Here is a 15,863-nt window from a genome sequence, read left to right on the forward strand (position 1 = left end):
TTCTCCTATGCCAAAATATGTAGCGCATTTAATGCGATTGATACTACTAATACAATTAAAATCACATAAACTGGTTTAACCTTTTTTCCTAATAAATAGTAAATTACGCCAACAACTGCTGCTGGCAACAATCCAGGCATTATTTGATCCAAAATACTGTTACCAGTCATCGTTAACTTACCCTGTTTAAACGTAAAGGCTAAATTGACCTTAACCATTGTTGCAGCCAATGCTCCAACTACCATTAAGCCAAGTACAGAGGCGGCATTGGTTAATGCTTTTAACGTTGTATTGATTGAAGAAAGCATTTTGGTTCCTGAGCGATAACCAGCAGTGAATAGCGGATAGGCAGTTAGCCGAATTAAAATAGACGCAATTATCCACAAAATGCAGCCAAATGGATTACCGTGCAAGGCCATGTTAGCGGCAATTGCACCAAAGATTGTCCATGGAATCGTAACAAATAAGCTGTCACCAATTCCGGCAAGCGGTCCCATTAACCCAGTTTTTAAGGCACTAACTGCCTCAAGTGAAGCCGTTTTACCATTTTCTTCCATTCCAACATCAACGCCCATAATAAATGGTGCCGTGTACGGAGTAGTATTAAAAAACTGTAGTTGTGTGGTAATGGCTGTCTTTTTACCAGCTGGGTCATCACGATAATTTTCTTCGATGAAAGGCAACATGGCATAGGTATAACCCAAACCTTCATATTTTTCATAATTTAGCGAAGTTGCACCAAACACAATCCACCGATTCATCACTTTGCGATATATCTTTTTCATTTTACTCATCTTCGTTTGCCCCTCCGTTCACAGCATTTGTAGTTCCTTCACTAGTTTTAGTCTGGTTTTGATATAACAGTAGGGCAATTGCAAAACCAATTAATGAAATTCCAATAATTGGCATCTTGAGGTAAATTGCCAGTACAAATCCAAAGATAATGTATGAAAAATAATCTCTAGTCGGCAGGTACTGTAATAACATGCCAATTCCGACTGCTGGTAAAATTCCGGCTGCGGTTTTAAGACCGCCTGATAACCAAGCAGGAATATAATTTATAAAACTGCCCACAATCTTTGGTCCCAAGATAACAGTTAATAAGACCGGAATTCCTGAAACAAAACTTGTAAATAACGTAGCCAAATATTGCATCCAATTAATCATTTGATAATTTTCTTGCTCCGCAAATTTTTCTGCCCGCTGTTGACAGAAAATATTGGCAGACCATTTTAAAACATCAACTTGAACAATTAATAGTGCAATAGGAATCGCTAGTGCAATCCCAATTGCGGCTTTTTGATGCGTTGCAATCGTTAGATATGTTCCAATTAATGCGGCTGTTTGGTAATCAGGTACCGAAGCTCCCCCAAAACTGGTAATTCCTAGCGTCATCAGTTGCAAAGTACCACCTATATAGAGCCCAGTCTCAGCATCCCCCATAATTAGGCCAGTGATAAAACCAGCAACAACTGGTTGCGAAATGCCTAATTTTGGTCCTTCTTTATCGAAGTTAATAATAAAGCCGTAGATTACGACTAAAATGTTACGTAATAGCATCTTCTTCTCCTTCTTTTATAATGGTCCAAATATCTTTTACTTGGACTAATTTGCCCTCTACCGTTTTATTAGCAAATACCATGCCAAGATTGGGAAGAAAAAAGCATGCTAATCAGCAAATACTAACTAACATGCTATTTTATTGGTGATTAAAAATTATTTGGTCAATATAAATTAACTCAGACACTGGAATTTTCACATTATAATTGTCAATAATCACACTAAAAGCAGCTTTGATAATTTTAAGATCTGTTGCATATTTGTGTGCATACGTCTTGGCATATTCGGGATCAAGATCATTTTTCTCCTTTCTGATTAGTCGTTCAATTAAGTAGCTAATATGCACGTACAAGGTAAATTTTTTCTGATTAGACAAAGATATTGAAAAGCGCCGCTCAAGTTCCTGTAAAAAAATAGTAATGTTTTCAATCACTTTAGGTGCGTCAAGGATAGTCACCATATTAATCGTACGTTCAAGAGAAAAATTCTTAACCAAATTATTCATAATGAGTTTAATCTCTGGCACCGTGAAAGACTTAGTCAGCCATTTTTGCAGCTTAGCAGTCCCCTTATCAGACAATATTTTTTCAAGATGAATAAAATCTAGCCCCGGAATTTCTGGGTTTTCCGTACCGACAATGCCGATAACATCATACATTTTATTAACCACTTTTACCTTATGTGGATCCTTTAAGGCTTGGTAATCATACGGAATAATCTTGATTTTACTACTGCTGGGCATGCAGCGCTCTAATAGCCGCGCCACATGAGTTGCCGTACCAATTCCTGAATAGCAAGTAGTCAGAATTACTTGTTGACGCCGCTTAGCCGGATAGGTTAGCTTAATTTCAACCTTGCTTTTTTGTTGTGCTAACTGGCCAATTTCGCGAAAACTGCGTTTTTGTAAAATGCTTTCGCCAACTATTAAAGCTAGTGATGTCGAAACGTTATTGATCAACAACAGCGGTGCATCAAGCTGGCGGGGAAATAGTTTTTCAATTTCTTGTAATGAGCCCATGTCAACTAAAATAATTAGGCCATGACTAACATCATTATTTTCACTGTAATCAATTATTTTATTAGCAATCTGTTGTGTACTAACATTAATTGGCATATCAAAAGCGTCAAGAGTATGGGCATTTAAAAGTCGGTTGACCACATTGGCAATACTGCCAGCCGTCGCGTAACCATGAGCCAATACGATTGCCTTTATTAGCCCAGTTTTAGTAATAATTTCGAGCTTATTGAGATAAATTGATAAGAAAATATAGTCAACTTCATTTAATTCAATTTCTAAATTATTTTTGATTAATAGCAGCAATTTACCGACATAAGCATAAACCTCAGGATAGCGCTGGCGTACTTCCTGATATAAACTGTGCAACGCATTTTTTTGCCTAACCTCATCGATATTCCACTGAATTTTTTGGCGCTCAAAGAGATAATAACTAATTGCATAAATGGCATTGCCACTTACCTGCAATTGATAAGCATTTTGTAACTGCTCAAAAAGATGCTTAAGGTGCTCAATTACATAGGACAATAAGGGAAGCTGCTTACTGGCATTTTTCTCAAATAATAAAGTATCGAATAGCTGGTAGACAATTTGCTTCAGCTTTGATTCACAGTTTGGCAAATGATTATTACTTTGTTCATAGGTCGTTAACAAGCGCTCTAGACTATGAAGAAAAATCTTCTTTTCAGGAAAACTGCGGGCAATCAGGTCGGCTGGTTCAGTTTCATCAGTAATTTGCAGTGGTTTTTTAGCGGACAGATATGATTCTGTTTTACTTCTCATTAAAACGTCGACTGGTAAATTATAAGCTGTCAGTGTCAATTTATTCGCCTTTTTTTCATCGGCATTAGCACGGGCAATTGTTAATTTGACGGCATTTTTCAAGTCGCCAATATTTCCAACAGGAAGATAATTAGCCAGCATTTCAAGCACCTGATCACTAACAGTAATTGGTTTTGCAATCTCACGCTGTTCATTACAAAGTAAGGTATAAATTAAATTCAGTCTTTCTTCCCGACTTCGCTGACTTAGTGGCGGCAAGCTAATCTTAACCGGTATTCTACGCATAAAAGTAGTTAAAAAGTTATTTTCTACTTCCTCAGTAGTCGCAAAGCACAAACGGACACTTACCCTTTTGCCGTGACTTGTTTCACCGACTGGATAAACCAGTCCTTGATCAAGATAAGTAAACAATTTCTCCTGCCCTTTTGGTCCCAGACGGTGAACTTCATCTAAAAATAAAATGCCACCGTTTGCTTCAACAAACGCCCCGTCATGATCTTGATCTGCACCTGTGAATGCACCCTTCTTATACCCAAATAAGTTGCTAGTAAGCAATTCCGGATTATCAGCATATTGGGCACAGTTAACTGTAACAAATGGTGCAGTTGTCTTAATTAATTTATTCGTCCGACAAAACCGATTGATTAACCCAACTAAATAACTTTTACCAGTGCCGCTTTCACCTGTAATAAGCAATGGTAGTCCGTTATTAGGATATAAAACAGCAGCCCGAACACGTTCGACACTTTCTTTTAGACTAGGATTTATTTGCGCAAAACTTTTTAAAATATCTTGGTTGTTATTTTCTTGTTCTAACTGAGCAACTGTTAAATAAGTATCTTTTTTTAACGCATAATTGCTTTTTTCAAACTGGGCTCTGTGAATAAAACGCACTGGGCGTGTTTGAACCTTTACTAATTTATGCTCATTTGTTAATTGGTTTAAATAAAGGCTGACAGTATTGCGCTTTGCATTAAGTGCTTGAGCAATACCGCCAGCCGTAAACCGCTTGTCAAGATGATCTAAATCAAGCGTCTTAGTTTGCTTTTTAAGATAAGCCAGTACATCATTTTTTAGCATATTCTCCTCAACTTCTCTGCCCTTTCATTTTCAAGATAAATCGCTTTCAAAGGACATTTTACCGCAATTCTTTCTACAAATAGTGCGTGTTCTACTGTGAAAGTAAGCGATAGACAAAACTTAGATGATAAAAGTCACAGATATTAAGCAAGAGCACGTTTGCTCAATTTAAATAAAAATTTCAGCTTTTTTTACTGTGAAAAATGACATACTAGTGTGAACTAAAAAAGCCTCGAAAATGTTTTTTCAAGACTTAGATTAATTAACTATTTTTAGCTTTTCTGTTAGTTCTTTCTCTGAATAATTTAGTAAATAGATATAGCAGAACATCAGTAATAACTGCGGCCAATGGAAACAGACTAATGTTTCCAATTAAACGACTGTAGTACATGGATAAGCGTGGCGTCAACGGAAAGAGAATTGCTCTGGCAGGAAGAAACCACGGAATAGCCATTAAAATTATAAAAAGAACCTGAATCTTTTTTGATAAAGCCGCAAAATTCAGGGGAAAGTGATCGCTGTTCTTATATTTGAGCACATAATACAATATTCCGATTATCCCATATGACATTGTTAAGTTGCTGATAATGTCCATTAAGTCACGATTCACAATGATAATTCCTTTCTTTCATCTCTGACTTAAAAATAAGCTCAGCTAATAATTAATTTCATTCTAGAAGTTATACCCTATTTTTGCAAGCGCTTTAAAAATTAATCATATTTATTACTAAGTAGCTTTTCGCCTTTTTACCTGATTATTGAGATCGCAAATAACAAAAAACGAATAAAAGAACGTATCTCTTATTCGTTGTTGATTTTATGATTACTAATTGCAAAGCATTACTCAAGTCGTGACTTAATTATCCAAATCGTCATTAGGCCAGCTACCAACCAAAAGATCCGGTGTTTCAGCCATTGTGCCATATTTAATAAATTCCTTTAGCTGCTTGATTGAGGTTAACGCAATCTGCTTGTTTTTCCCTATTAATCCAGTGGCAATTTGCTCAGCCTGCTTAAGCAGTTCAGCTGTCGGCCGTTGGTCGCCTCTAGCATCCATTACCCATAATTCTGCTTTAATTAGTTGCTGAAGTTCTTTTATTTTTGAGTTGTGATTTAAGATACCATTAATGTATACCGTATTGCCCTTGTACTTGCCATTCTTCAACACTAAGTCAACAGATACATCATTATGAATCTTATTAACACGTTTAACCTTAAAAAGTGGCTGATTTTTAACAATCTTTTTAAGCGTTTTTTGCCGATAAGGTTTTCCTGCTTGATGATAGAGCGCCCCCTTTTACAGCATTCGGCAATTCAAAGACATAGCCAGCTTTTGCTAACTTTGCAGTCCATTTTTTCGCTGTTGAATATAGTGCCTTGACCGTAGTTGCTGCAGCTACATCGCTTGCTGGTAAAATTGTTGAATTGGCAATCCCACAAAATACTGTAATCACAGCAAGTTTAGTTACCTTTTTATTCCTGTCTTCATTTTTTTATTTCTCCAATTATTACCAAAAATACTTTTCTCTAAGCAAAATTTATTTTTTCTTAGTTCGATGAGCATCAAAACTATTCAAAGTACTTCAATAAAGTTAATATTGATTATGAATACAATACTACAAATATATTAAAAAGCTAGTTATTTAATTTAAGCAAGCACTAAGAGACAGAATAAATAGTTTTCAATTAAAGGACTGGGTTGAAAATTTTTTGATCAGCTCGGGCAAAGAAAAAGCACCAAGCTATCTAATAGCTTGATGCCTAAATTATCTGTTCTATCTGCTTTCCCTTTTGGAAGATTCGACAGAGCGCAGTTTTTTATTTATCTGGTACATCTTGAATTGTCACATCAGCGCCGAGCAAACGCAGTTTTTCCTGAACCCGGTCATAACCACGCAAGATATTGCCAGCATTATTAATAATAGTTTCACCATGGGCCATTAGGCCGGCAATCATTAGACAAGCACCGGCCCGAATCTCACCAGCGGAAACTGTTGCACCATGCAATTTAGAAGTTGGGTGCACTAGGATGATATCATCTTCAACCTTGATGTCAGCTCCCATTTTCCGCAGCTGCTCAATATGGCCAACCCGCTTAGGGTAAATACGATCAATTATTACCCCTTCGCCGGTCTTAGCGGTAAGTAAAAGTGGCGTGACCGGTTGCTGCAGATCGGTTGCAAAACCAGGGTAAGCACCGGTTTTGATCTGTGTCATTTTTAAATCACCTGCAGGATAAACATACAGAGAATCCTCATCAGCATCAATCACAACACCCATTTCCTCTACTTTTGCTAAATAAGAATCTAGGTGTTCCTCAATAATGTTGTGAATACAAATACCATTACCAATGCAGCCAGCAAGTGAAATATAAGTTCCAGCTTCAATTCGATCCGGAATAATTGTATGTGGGGCTCTGGCCTCCAGCTTTTCCACGCCCTCAATTCTGATTGAGTCGGTCCCAGCACCACGAATGGTTGCTCCCATGTTGTTAAGAAAAGTCGCAAGATCAATTATTTCCGGCTCTTTAGCAGCATTTTCAATGACTGTTTGCCCTTGTGCCGTAACTGAAGCCATAATAATGTTCATCGTCGCACCAACTGACGGCATCTCTAAGTGGATAGTCGCTCCCTTTAGACCGGTCGCGGGAGCCGTAATTGTTATTTGATCATTTTCATTTGTGACACATGCGCCTAAGGCTTCAAAGCCTTTAATGTGTTGGTCAATGGGGCGGGGTCCAATATCATCCCCACCAGGGAAGCCCACAACAGCCTTACCAAACCGGCCAAGAAGAGCACCCATAAAATAATATGAAGCACGCAAGCTCTTGATTTTACCGCTTGGCAATGGGCTCATCTTAATGTTCTCGGGATCAATATGCAAAGTGGTTTTCTGAAAATCACTTTTAACATCCATTTCATTTAACAAGTCCATTAAGTTGTCGACATCAGCAATCCTCGGAACGCCTTCCAAAGTTACCGGTGTACGCGACAAAATTGATGCCGGAATCAGTGCTACAGTGGAATTCTTTGCACCACCAATCCAGACATCACCCTGTAGGGGCTTTCCACCATGAATTATCATTTGCTTCATTGGCGAAAAAATCCTTTTCTATTTCGATTAGTCATAATAATGTTAAAGGAATTTAACAGAAAAAACAAGAGAAGACTTCTGTCCTCCCTGCTTAAAAATTAAGATTTTTGTATTATTCAACTACACGCATTACAATTTCTGTTCTGGTAATCCACAAGCTGCACCAATAAATGCCTTATATAAGCCTTCTGGTCTTTGTGGTCTACTCAAAAATTCAGGGTGATATTGCGCAGCAACGAAGAATTTGTTCTTAGTTATTTCAATTACTTCAACTAAGTGATTATCTGGAGAAACACCAGAGAAAGTCATACCGGCTTTTTCAAATGCTTCACGGTATTCATTGTTGAATTCGTAACGGTGACGGTGACGCTCTTGGATAACTTCTTGGTTACCATAAGCAGCAGCGGTCTTAGTTCCAGGCTTTAAGGCAGTTGGGTATAAGCCAAGACGCAAAGTACCACCAATGTTTTCTTCATCCCGTTTATCTGCCATGATATCAATTACATTATGAGTTGTTTCAGGATCTGCTTCGATTGAGTTAGCATCACGATAGCCTAGGACATCACGAGCAAATTCAACCGTTGCCATTTGCATTCCTAAGCAAACACCTAAGAATGGAATGTCATTTTCCCGTGCATACTTGATCGCGGTGATCATACCTTCTAAACCACGCGTACCAAAGCCACCAGGAACGATTAATCCATCTGAGCCCTTCATAAAGTCAGCAATATTATCTTCAGTAATATCCTCTGCTTGCACCTTATTAATTTCAACATTAGTGTTGTATGAATAACCAGCGTGCTTCAAGGCATCAGTAACTGAAATGTAGGCATCTTCAAGTTCTACGTATTTTCCAACCAAAGTAATCTTAGTCTTGTACTTCAGGTTCTTAACTCGCTCATCAAGCCGAATCCATTCAGCCATGTCAGCTTCCTTTTTCGGACTTTGCAGGTGTAAGAAGTCACAAACCTTTTGGTCCATGCCTTGCTCTTGGAATGCTAGTGGCAAGTCAAAGAGTGATGGTGCGTTGATGGATTCAATAATCCGATCAACCGGAACATCTGTAAAGTTAGAAATCTTGTCCTTATGTTCTTGGTCAATTGGCATTTCTGCCCGTAAAACCAACATGTTAGGCTGAATACCAATACTACGGAGTTCGGCTACTGAGTGCTGTGTTGGTTTAGTCTTCATTTCTTGGGCAGCGTGCAGGTAAGGTACCAATGTACAGTGAATGTACATCACGTTTTCTTCCCCAACTTCGCGCCGCATTTGTCTAATTGCTTCCATAAATGGGGTCGACTCGATATCACCGACCGTACCACCAATTTCAGAAATAACCACATCAGAATCAGTCGTCAGCCCTGCCCGCATGATTTTTTGCTTAATCATGTCCGTGATGTGCGGAATAACCTGAACAGTAGCTCCGTGATAATCACCACGACGTTCTTTTTCTAATACTTCTTTGTAAATTTTCCCAGTTGTTACGTTCGAATATTTACTTGTCCGTACGTCAACAATCCGCTCATAGTGACCTAAATCAAGGTCCGCTTCAGTACCGTCATCAGTGACAAAAACCTCGCCGTGTTGGTAAGGATTCATTGTACCTGGATCAATATTGATGTAGGGATCGAACTTTTGCATAGTTACCTTTAAGCCCCGATTCTTTAACAACCGGCCGAGACTTGAAGCAGTGATTCCTTTACCCAGAGAAGAAACAACACCGCCAGTAACGAAGATATATTTTGTCATTAGCCAAACTCCTTTTGCAAAAAATAAAAAATAAAAAAAGCTCCCTTGCGGGAGCATAAACGCACATAGGGTGCCCAAGTAAAATACTATCATTTTCAGACATGAAGTCAAGAAAAATTATTCATCTTCATCGTCGTCATCATTTAATTCAGATAATTGACCTTCGATACCGTCAGGCAAGTCCTCATCATCTTCGTCATCCGTATCAACGAAATCGTCATCTTCGCCAAAGTCGTCAGCATCGTCATCAGCGGTAGCATCAAGATCTTCATCTTCTGGATCATCATTATCGTAATCGATAATATCATCGCTACCAGTAGCACTTGCTAAGAAAGCATTGACCTTCTTATGGTGAGCACGGGTATCTTCTTCATCCTCATCTTCAGGGTGGTTGACTTCTTCGTCAACTGACTCATAAGGAAACCATGAGCGCAAAGCCCAAACATTTTCACCCATTGAAATGAACTCACCATTAGTGTTCAAGTCAGTATAAAATTGGGGTAAACGCTCCCGAATTTCCTCGTCGCTCTCACCCAAGTACTTTTGTACTTCATTAACAATATCGGCAAAAGCCATTCTCTTATTGTTATCTTCCAAAATTGCGCGAGCAACTTCAATCATTGATAATTCATTACGATTTTTGTCTTTAAAGTCGTTTAATCCCACAATTGCATTCCTCTCTTTTAACAATCCTTCTTATTTTACTAGGCGTTTAAGTAAAAATCAACGTGACGGTATAATTTCCTACTAAGTATAGACCACTAAAGAGGTCATATTCAATGTGAAGTTCCCTAGATCCATCAATTTTAGGGAAAAATTTAATTATTTTAGCCCTACTAGTTAAATCCATCTGATAACCTTGGGCTACGTAACGACATTCCTTTTTCTGGCCCACACTAAAGTGGAGTTGTGAATAATCACTGGCAGAATCACCACGTCTAATGATCACATCATTTTCTTTAATTAAAAGCTTAACGGGCACTTCGCCGTCTTCCAGATAAGAGACACGGGTAATCCCATTATGCTCGGTTAATTCGCCAGTACCAGACTTGCGAAAAGTTTCGCTTTCCTTTTCTTGTTTAATTGTACTAGTAAACGCAATTTTTACTTTAGTCATGACTTAACTTAAATTCCTCATCTTAACCAAAAGCTGGCACCAGCAACTCGGTTTGTTAAATAAAAAAAGCTAACCATCTAGATTAGCTAAAATCTTACAGTCAAACTGGCCAACTTAAAAGTTTTTAATCGAGCAGAAGTCGACTGCTTATTGTCATTATTATAAAGTAAAAAGCCGATTTTCGCCAGTAAAGCAAACCCTAGTTGCAATCAACTTAGTGCAATTATGGCACTTGCCAGCATAACTGAAGCAAACTCAAAATTGCCGAAAGCGGGCCTTACGCTTAGTCAGCAACTCATTAACTGACACTTTAGCAAAAGCGGCAATTTTTTGCGCAAGCAATTGCCGCAATTTAACCGCATCCTGAGCTAACACATCTTCAGGTAAAACACGTTCAATTACACCGTGTTCTTTCAGCCACTGCGGCTCAATATGCATTAATTCGGCAGCTTGACTAGCTAGTTTACCATCTTTCCACATAATTGAGGCAAAGCCTTCTGGCGACAAGACGGTGTACATACTGTGCTCAAGCATCCAAATTTCGTCACTGCAGGCCAAAGCAAGCGCGCCACCGGAGCCAGCCTCACCCACAATAACAGTTAATAGCGGCACCTTAAGCTGAAGCATCTCACTAATACTTTGGGCAATGACTTGCCCCTGACCACTTTTTTCCGCGTCAGCTCCCGGGTATGCTCCGGGTGTATTTATTAATGTAATCACTGGAATGTTCAAACTAGCCGCAGTTTTCATTATTCGGTTAGCCTTACGGTAACCACACGGTAGCGGGCTACCAAAGTTCGTCGCTAACCGCTTGTCCAGTTCTTGCCCCTTATTAGTTGCAATAACGGCAACACTACGGCCGTTAATTGTCGCAAAGCCGGCAATAATTGCGGCGTCGTCACCGGTTGCCCGGTCACCATGCATTTCGAAAAAATCAGGAAAGAGCTGTTTTACCAGTTTGTTCATGTCAGTTTTGCTATCACTACGGGCACCATTCATGATGGCAATAATTTTGTCATTTGCCATTAGCTCGCTCCCTCCCACTTTTTAGCGGCAAAAATTGCCAAGAGCTGTTCTAGGCATTCTTTCTGTTCAGTTCGGGGCACAATAGCATCAATAAAGCCGTTAGCAAATGCATTTTCAGCACTTTGAAAATTTGGCGGCAATTTTTTATTAATTGTCTGTTCAATTACCCGCCGACCAGCGAAGCCAACCAAAGCATGGGGCTCGGCAAGAATAACATCACCTTGGGAAGCAAAACTGGCAGTTACACCGCCAGTTGTCGGATCCATCATGATTACAATATAAACCAGTCCTGCTTCGCGGTGCTGGTTGACTGCCTGAGAAATCTTGGCCATTTGCATCAACGAAGTAATTCCTTCCTGCATCCTAGCCCCACCAGAAGCTGTCAACATGATGACCGGTAGTTTTTCCGCGGTTGCCCGCTCAAACATTTTCGTAATCCGCTCACCCGTGGCACTTCCTAAACTTCCCATGATAAAATCAGGATCCATAATGCCAAGAGCCGTTTCATAGCCACCAATTTTAGCTTGTCCAGTTAAAACGGCATCCTTAAGCTTAGTTTTGGTCTGCATTTGCTTAATTTTGGCTTGATATTGGGGAAAAGCCAGAGGATCAGTTGTCGCAATTGTTTCATCCCATTCGCTGAACTCTTTGGTCAGCATTTTAAGCCTTGTTCTGGCAGTTACCCGGAAGCCGTAGCCGCAGTTAGGACACAAACGGTATTTGCCTAATTTGCGAAAATAAAATTTGGTCTTACACTGCGGACAAATCCGAAAGATTCCCTGTGGTACATTTTCCTGGTAATTGGCTAATGCGTGGTGAGGATGCTTAGAGAACTTAATTGCCATCTGTCACAGCCTCCTTAGCGCCAGCTTTTTCTTTTTCCTGCTTAATATAATAAGGTAAAAACTGTTGATCAATGTAGGTGGTCAAGTAGTTACCACTTTGAAAAGCCGAATCGGTTAATAACGCCACTAAAAAGTCGCGGTTAGTTTTCAGACCCGTGATTGAAAACTCACTTAAGGCGTCTAATAACCGTCTGATGGCCAGCGAACGATTATCGGCATGAGCGATAATTTTAATAATCATGGAATCATAAAAAGGTGAGACTTGATCCCCACTGTTGACACCACTCTCAATTCTGATACCTAAGCCGCTGGGCAAAGACATCTGCTTGATTTTACCGGCTTGCGGACGAAAATGGTGAAGTGGATCTTCGGCATTAATTCGGGCTTCGATGGCGGCACCATGCAGATGGACATCATCTTGGGTAATACTTAAATCATCCCCGGCAGCAATATGGAGTTGCTCTTTGACAAGATCAATTTGTGCAACTTCTTCAGTAATCGAGTGCTCGACTTGAATACGCGTATTCATTTCCATAAAGTAAAAATGATGTGCTGGATCCATTAAGAACTCAATTGTTCCCACATTTTCATAGTGAATAGCCTTAATTGCCTTGGACGTAATCCTTTGCAAGTATTGCCGTTCTTGATCATTAATCTGTGAACAAGGCGTTTCTTCAAGCACTTTTTGCTGATTACGCTGCATTGAGCAGTCACGCTCAGGCAAAGCCACGACCTGACCCGCTTGATCTGCAATAATCTGCACCTCAATATGCTTGGCTGGTGAAATGATTTTTTCAAGGTACATCGAATCATCGCCAAAAGAAAGTTTTGCTTCTTCTTGGGCCTGACTGAATGCCTGTGGTAAATCTTCGGGACGCTTAACTTTCCTGATTCCTTTTCCGCCACCACCAGCAACAGCCTTAAGCATTACAGGAAAACCTACTTTATTAGCTACAGTTAGGGCTTGGGCAGTATCTTTAACGGGACCAGTGCTGCCAGGAATAACGGGAACTCCATGTTGCCGCATTGTTTCCCGCGCGTTGGCTTTATTTCCCATAAGCGAAATGGTCTTGGCCTGCGGTCCAATAAAAACCAGGTGACATTCAGCACACATCTGGGCAAATTCCGAACTTTCAGATAAAAAGCCATAGCCGGGATGAATAGCTTGTGCTCCGGTTAAAAGAGCCGCACTAATAATGTTTTGCATATTTAAATATGATTGTGCCGGCTGAGGCTGACCAATACAGACAGCCTCGTCCGCTTCTTTGACGTGTTGGGAGTCTTTATCGGCAGTTGAGTATACTGCCACCGCAGTAATATCTAACTCATGTAAAGCATGAATGATGCGAACTGCGATTTCTCCTCTATTAGCGATTAATACTTTACTAAACATGTTTATCCTACTTTACTGTATGGCAAAAATTAATTCGGCCGTGCATGCCACTTTACCATTAACGGTCGCCTTTGCTAGTCCTATTCCGGCCGAGCCACGCAATTTATCTAGTTCAACTGTTAAATCTAGGGTGTCGCCAGGTTTAACCATAGTCCGAAAACGGGCATTTTTTATTCCGCCAAAATAAACGGTTTTACCAGTAAACTCCGGCATGGATAGCAAGGCAACTGCTCCAGTCTGCGCTAAAGCCTCGGTAATTAATACACCGGGCATGACGGGGTTATCGGGGAAATGACCCTGAAAATAGCTTTCATTAATGGTTGTGTTCTTGCGCGCATGGGCATATTCTCCCGGGCGATAATCAAGCACTTGATCAATCAAGAGCATTGGGTAGCGGTGAGGCAAAATTTGCTGAATTTCCTGACTTGATAAGGCTTGCTTAGTTTCTTTTTCACTCATCATTTGCACTCCTTTAATCAGGAATAATCGTCATCAATGGTTGATCGTACTCAACCACTTCTTCATTAGCCACCAAAATTTCAGTAATTGTTCCACTGCTAGTGCTTTTGATCTCAGTCATCATTTTCATCGCTTCAATCAAGCAAACAACTTCGCCCTTTTGAACATGATCGCCAACTTTTTTATATTGCGGTTTATCGGGACTTGGCTGCAAATAGACGATACCAACCAGTGGCGCCTTAACTTGCACTGTATTAGCTTTTACCTCAGTAGCTTGTTTAGCAGACTCAGGGACTGCCTTGGCTGAAGCTTTCGGCAGTGCGGGGCTGGCTTGCTCCTGCTGCTTAGCAACTTCTTCACCTGTGCCGGTTACCTGAACCGGCTGGTCAACGATGTCTCGTTTATCAATTAAAATATGGCCACCTTCAAAGTCCAACTCAAGCTTTTGAATTTCACTTTGATCAATTTGTGCGATTAATTCTTGAATTTCCGCAAATTTCATCTAATCACCCCCATCTTTTTATTGCAATTACCCCGTTATGACCACCAAAGCCAAACGAATTACTTAAGGCGTAATCAACCTGCTGGTGGCAATTATTTTTAGTAACCAAATTGATTGCACACTGCGGATCTTGCTGCTTGAGCCCCACATTAACTGGTAATTGACCCGAATTAAGAGCCAAAATGGTGGCAATAGCTTCAACAGCACCAGCAGCTCCTAGCAAGTGACCGGTCATGCTCTTGGTACTTGAAACGAGAACATTGCTATCCGCTCCAAAGACCTGGTTAATTGCCTTTGCTTCTGCTATATCATTAGCCTTTGTACTTGTACCATGAGCATTAATATAGCCGACCTGTTCTGGTGCAATTTTACCTTCCGTAAGCGCCAACTTCATTGCGCGGGCCGCTTGCGTACCTGCAGGATCAGGCGATGTAATATGGTAAGCATCAGAACTGACTCCGTAACCAACAATCTCGCCCCATATTTTAGCGCCCCTTTTTTGCGCATGTTCCAGTGACTCAAGGATGATTGAACCAGCACCCTCACCCATCACAAAGCCAGAACGGTCTTGATCAAACGGAATACTGGCTCTTTGGGGATCTGTCGCTGTTGCCAAAGTTGCAATTGCCGCAAAACCGGCAATGCCGCTTTCATTAATTGCTGATTCCGATCCGCCGGTAATCATGACATCAGCATGACCATCCTTTATTTGCCGAAAGGCTTCGCCAATTGCATTTGTAGCTGAGCTGCAGGCCGTAACAATTGTTGTACTGATTGCTTGCGCGTTGTATTTAATTGAAATGTTGCCAGCGGCCATATTTGCAATCGCCGTTGGGATAAACATCGGTGAAACCCGGTCAAGACCTTTATCATGCCACTTGATTACCTGTTCTTGAATCGTAGTCAAGCCGCCAATGCCGCTACCCCAAATAACACCCAGACGTTCACTACTGGTATTTGTTTCATTAATACCGGCTTGCTGAATGGCCTCGGCCGTCGCATACATCGCATATTGCGTAAACCGATCCATCCGCCTCGTATCTTTTTTAGCTAAATACTTCAGAGGATTGAAATCCTTCAATTGTCCAGCTAAGGTTACGCCAGTAGAACTGGCATCAAAATAGGAAATTGGCGCAAAACCGACTTGCTGCTTGTTTAAACCTGCTTGAAAGCTGGCTAAATCATTACCAATGGGAGTTAGAGCTCCCATTCCCGTAACTACTACTCTTGTCATAGCCTCT

The 15,863-nt window shown here is 40.4% G+C and carries 16 protein-coding genes; all 16 read right to left on the reverse strand.

All coding sequences use genetic code 11. The annotated features are described in order from the left end of the window. Positions 1 to 5: 5 nt before the first annotated feature. The gene (locus J3U73_RS05565; protein WP_220220120.1) at positions 6 to 794 is read right to left on the reverse strand and encodes a PTS system mannose/fructose/sorbose family transporter subunit IID; all 789 of its coding nucleotides are present in this window, start codon (positions 792 to 794) and stop codon (positions 6 to 8) included. Continuing rightward, positions 787 to 1,560: a PTS mannose/fructose/sorbose/N-acetylgalactosamine transporter subunit IIC gene (locus tag J3U73_RS05570; protein ID WP_220220121.1), complete on the reverse strand. Its 774-nt coding sequence runs from the start codon at positions 1,558 to 1,560 to the stop codon at positions 787 to 789. Before J3U73_RS05570 ends, J3U73_RS05565 begins: the two co-directional genes overlap by 8 nt. A gap of 139 nt (positions 1,561 to 1,699) precedes the next feature. After that, positions 1,700 to 4,438, reverse strand: coding sequence for a sigma 54-interacting transcriptional regulator (locus tag J3U73_RS05575; RefSeq protein WP_267409814.1), 2,739 nt, complete (start codon positions 4,436 to 4,438; stop codon positions 1,700 to 1,702). Positions 4,439 to 4,700: 262 nt separating this feature from the next. Then, positions 4,701 to 5,048 (reverse strand): hypothetical protein, encoded by a 348-nt coding sequence (locus J3U73_RS05580; RefSeq protein WP_220268458.1) that lies wholly within the window; start codon positions 5,046 to 5,048, stop codon positions 4,701 to 4,703. Positions 5,049 to 5,294: 246 nt separating this feature from the next. Then, positions 5,295 to 5,603 (reverse strand): hypothetical protein, encoded by a 309-nt coding sequence (locus J3U73_RS05585; RefSeq protein ID WP_267409816.1) that lies wholly within the window; start codon positions 5,601 to 5,603, stop codon positions 5,295 to 5,297. Between the two features lie 79 nt (positions 5,604 to 5,682). Next, positions 5,683 to 5,892 (reverse strand): hypothetical protein, encoded by a 210-nt coding sequence (locus J3U73_RS05590; RefSeq protein ID WP_267409818.1) that lies wholly within the window; start codon positions 5,890 to 5,892, stop codon positions 5,683 to 5,685. 364 nt (positions 5,893 to 6,256) lie between these two features. Next, positions 6,257 to 7,531 carry a UDP-N-acetylglucosamine 1-carboxyvinyltransferase gene (locus J3U73_RS05595; protein WP_220220124.1) on the reverse strand — a complete coding sequence of 425 codons (1,275 nt, stop codon included), beginning with the start codon at positions 7,529 to 7,531 and terminating at the stop codon, positions 6,257 to 6,259. A gap of 129 nt (positions 7,532 to 7,660) precedes the next feature. Beyond that, positions 7,661 to 9,280: a CTP synthase gene (locus J3U73_RS05600; RefSeq protein WP_220220125.1), complete on the reverse strand. Its 1,620-nt coding sequence runs from the start codon at positions 9,278 to 9,280 to the stop codon at positions 7,661 to 7,663. 117 nt (positions 9,281 to 9,397) lie between these two features. Next, positions 9,398 to 9,946 (reverse strand): DNA-directed RNA polymerase subunit delta, encoded by a 549-nt coding sequence (gene rpoE, locus J3U73_RS05605; protein WP_103752299.1) that lies wholly within the window; start codon positions 9,944 to 9,946, stop codon positions 9,398 to 9,400. 46 nt (positions 9,947 to 9,992) lie between these two features. Then, positions 9,993 to 10,397, reverse strand: a complete 405-nt coding sequence (locus J3U73_RS05610) for a DUF1934 domain-containing protein (protein WP_103752298.1) — start codon at positions 10,395 to 10,397, stop codon at positions 9,993 to 9,995. Between the two features lie 255 nt (positions 10,398 to 10,652). After that, complete coding sequence (gene accA / locus J3U73_RS05615) at positions 10,653 to 11,423, reverse strand: carboxyltransferase subunit alpha (protein WP_267409819.1); 771 nt, start codon at positions 11,421 to 11,423, stop codon at positions 10,653 to 10,655. After that, the gene (locus J3U73_RS05620; RefSeq protein WP_267409820.1) at positions 11,423 to 12,268 is read right to left on the reverse strand and encodes an acetyl-CoA carboxylase carboxyltransferase subunit beta; all 846 of its coding nucleotides are present in this window, start codon (positions 12,266 to 12,268) and stop codon (positions 11,423 to 11,425) included. Before J3U73_RS05620 ends, accA begins: the two co-directional genes overlap by 1 nt. Then, positions 12,258 to 13,661, reverse strand: coding sequence for an acetyl-CoA carboxylase biotin carboxylase subunit (locus J3U73_RS05625; RefSeq protein WP_267409821.1), 1,404 nt, complete (start codon positions 13,659 to 13,661; stop codon positions 12,258 to 12,260). Before J3U73_RS05625 ends, J3U73_RS05620 begins: the two co-directional genes overlap by 11 nt. Before the next feature lie 12 nt (positions 13,662 to 13,673). Further along, positions 13,674 to 14,120 carry a 3-hydroxyacyl-ACP dehydratase FabZ gene (gene fabZ / locus J3U73_RS05630; RefSeq protein ID WP_267409822.1) on the reverse strand — a complete coding sequence of 149 codons (447 nt, stop codon included), beginning with the start codon at positions 14,118 to 14,120 and terminating at the stop codon, positions 13,674 to 13,676. Positions 14,121 to 14,133: 13 nt separating this feature from the next. Next, complete coding sequence (accB, locus tag J3U73_RS05635; protein ID WP_267409823.1) at positions 14,134 to 14,622, reverse strand: acetyl-CoA carboxylase biotin carboxyl carrier protein; 489 nt, start codon at positions 14,620 to 14,622, stop codon at positions 14,134 to 14,136. Between the two features lie 4 nt (positions 14,623 to 14,626). After that, positions 14,627 to 15,856: a beta-ketoacyl-ACP synthase II gene (gene fabF / locus J3U73_RS05640; protein ID WP_267409824.1), complete on the reverse strand. Its 1,230-nt coding sequence runs from the start codon at positions 15,854 to 15,856 to the stop codon at positions 14,627 to 14,629. Positions 15,857 to 15,863 lie beyond the last annotated feature (7 nt).

Source organism: Lactobacillus sp. B4005, assembly GCF_026536045.1.
Classification (GTDB): domain Bacteria; phylum Bacillota; class Bacilli; order Lactobacillales; family Lactobacillaceae; genus Lactobacillus; species Lactobacillus panisapium.

Bases quoted from the DNA above. Each gene is read 5' to 3' on its own strand.
- J3U73_RS05565 (WP_220220120.1), bottom strand. From the start codon at position 794: ATGAGTAAAATGAAAAAGATATATCGCAAAGTGATGAATCGGTGGATT.
- J3U73_RS05570 (WP_220220121.1), bottom strand. From the start codon at position 1,560: ATGCTATTACGTAACATTTTAGTCGTAATCTACGGCTTTATTATTAAC.
- J3U73_RS05575 (WP_267409814.1), bottom strand. From the start codon at position 4,438: ATGCTAAAAAATGATGTACTGGCTTATCTTAAAAAGCAAACTAAGACG.
- J3U73_RS05595 (WP_220220124.1), bottom strand. From the start codon at position 7,531: ATGAAGCAAATGATAATTCATGGTGGAAAGCCCCTACAGGGTGATGTC.
- J3U73_RS05600 (WP_220220125.1), bottom strand. From the start codon at position 9,280: ATGACAAAATATATCTTCGTTACTGGCGGTGTTGTTTCTTCTCTGGGT.
- J3U73_RS05610 (WP_103752298.1), bottom strand. From the start codon at position 10,397: ATGACTAAAGTAAAAATTGCGTTTACTAGTACAATTAAACAAGAAAAG.
- accA (WP_267409819.1), bottom strand. From the start codon at position 11,423: ATGGCAAATGACAAAATTATTGCCATCATGAATGGTGCCCGTAGTGAT.
- J3U73_RS05620 (WP_267409820.1), bottom strand. From the start codon at position 12,268: ATGGCAATTAAGTTCTCTAAGCATCCTCACCACGCATTAGCCAATTAC.
- J3U73_RS05625 (WP_267409821.1), bottom strand. From the start codon at position 13,661: ATGTTTAGTAAAGTATTAATCGCTAATAGAGGAGAAATCGCAGTTCGC.
- fabZ (WP_267409822.1), bottom strand. From the start codon at position 14,120: ATGAGTGAAAAAGAAACTAAGCAAGCCTTATCAAGTCAGGAAATTCAG.
- accB (WP_267409823.1), bottom strand. From the start codon at position 14,622: ATGAAATTTGCGGAAATTCAAGAATTAATCGCACAAATTGATCAAAGT.
- fabF (WP_267409824.1), bottom strand. From the start codon at position 15,856: ATGACAAGAGTAGTAGTTACGGGAATGGGAGCTCTAACTCCCATTGGT.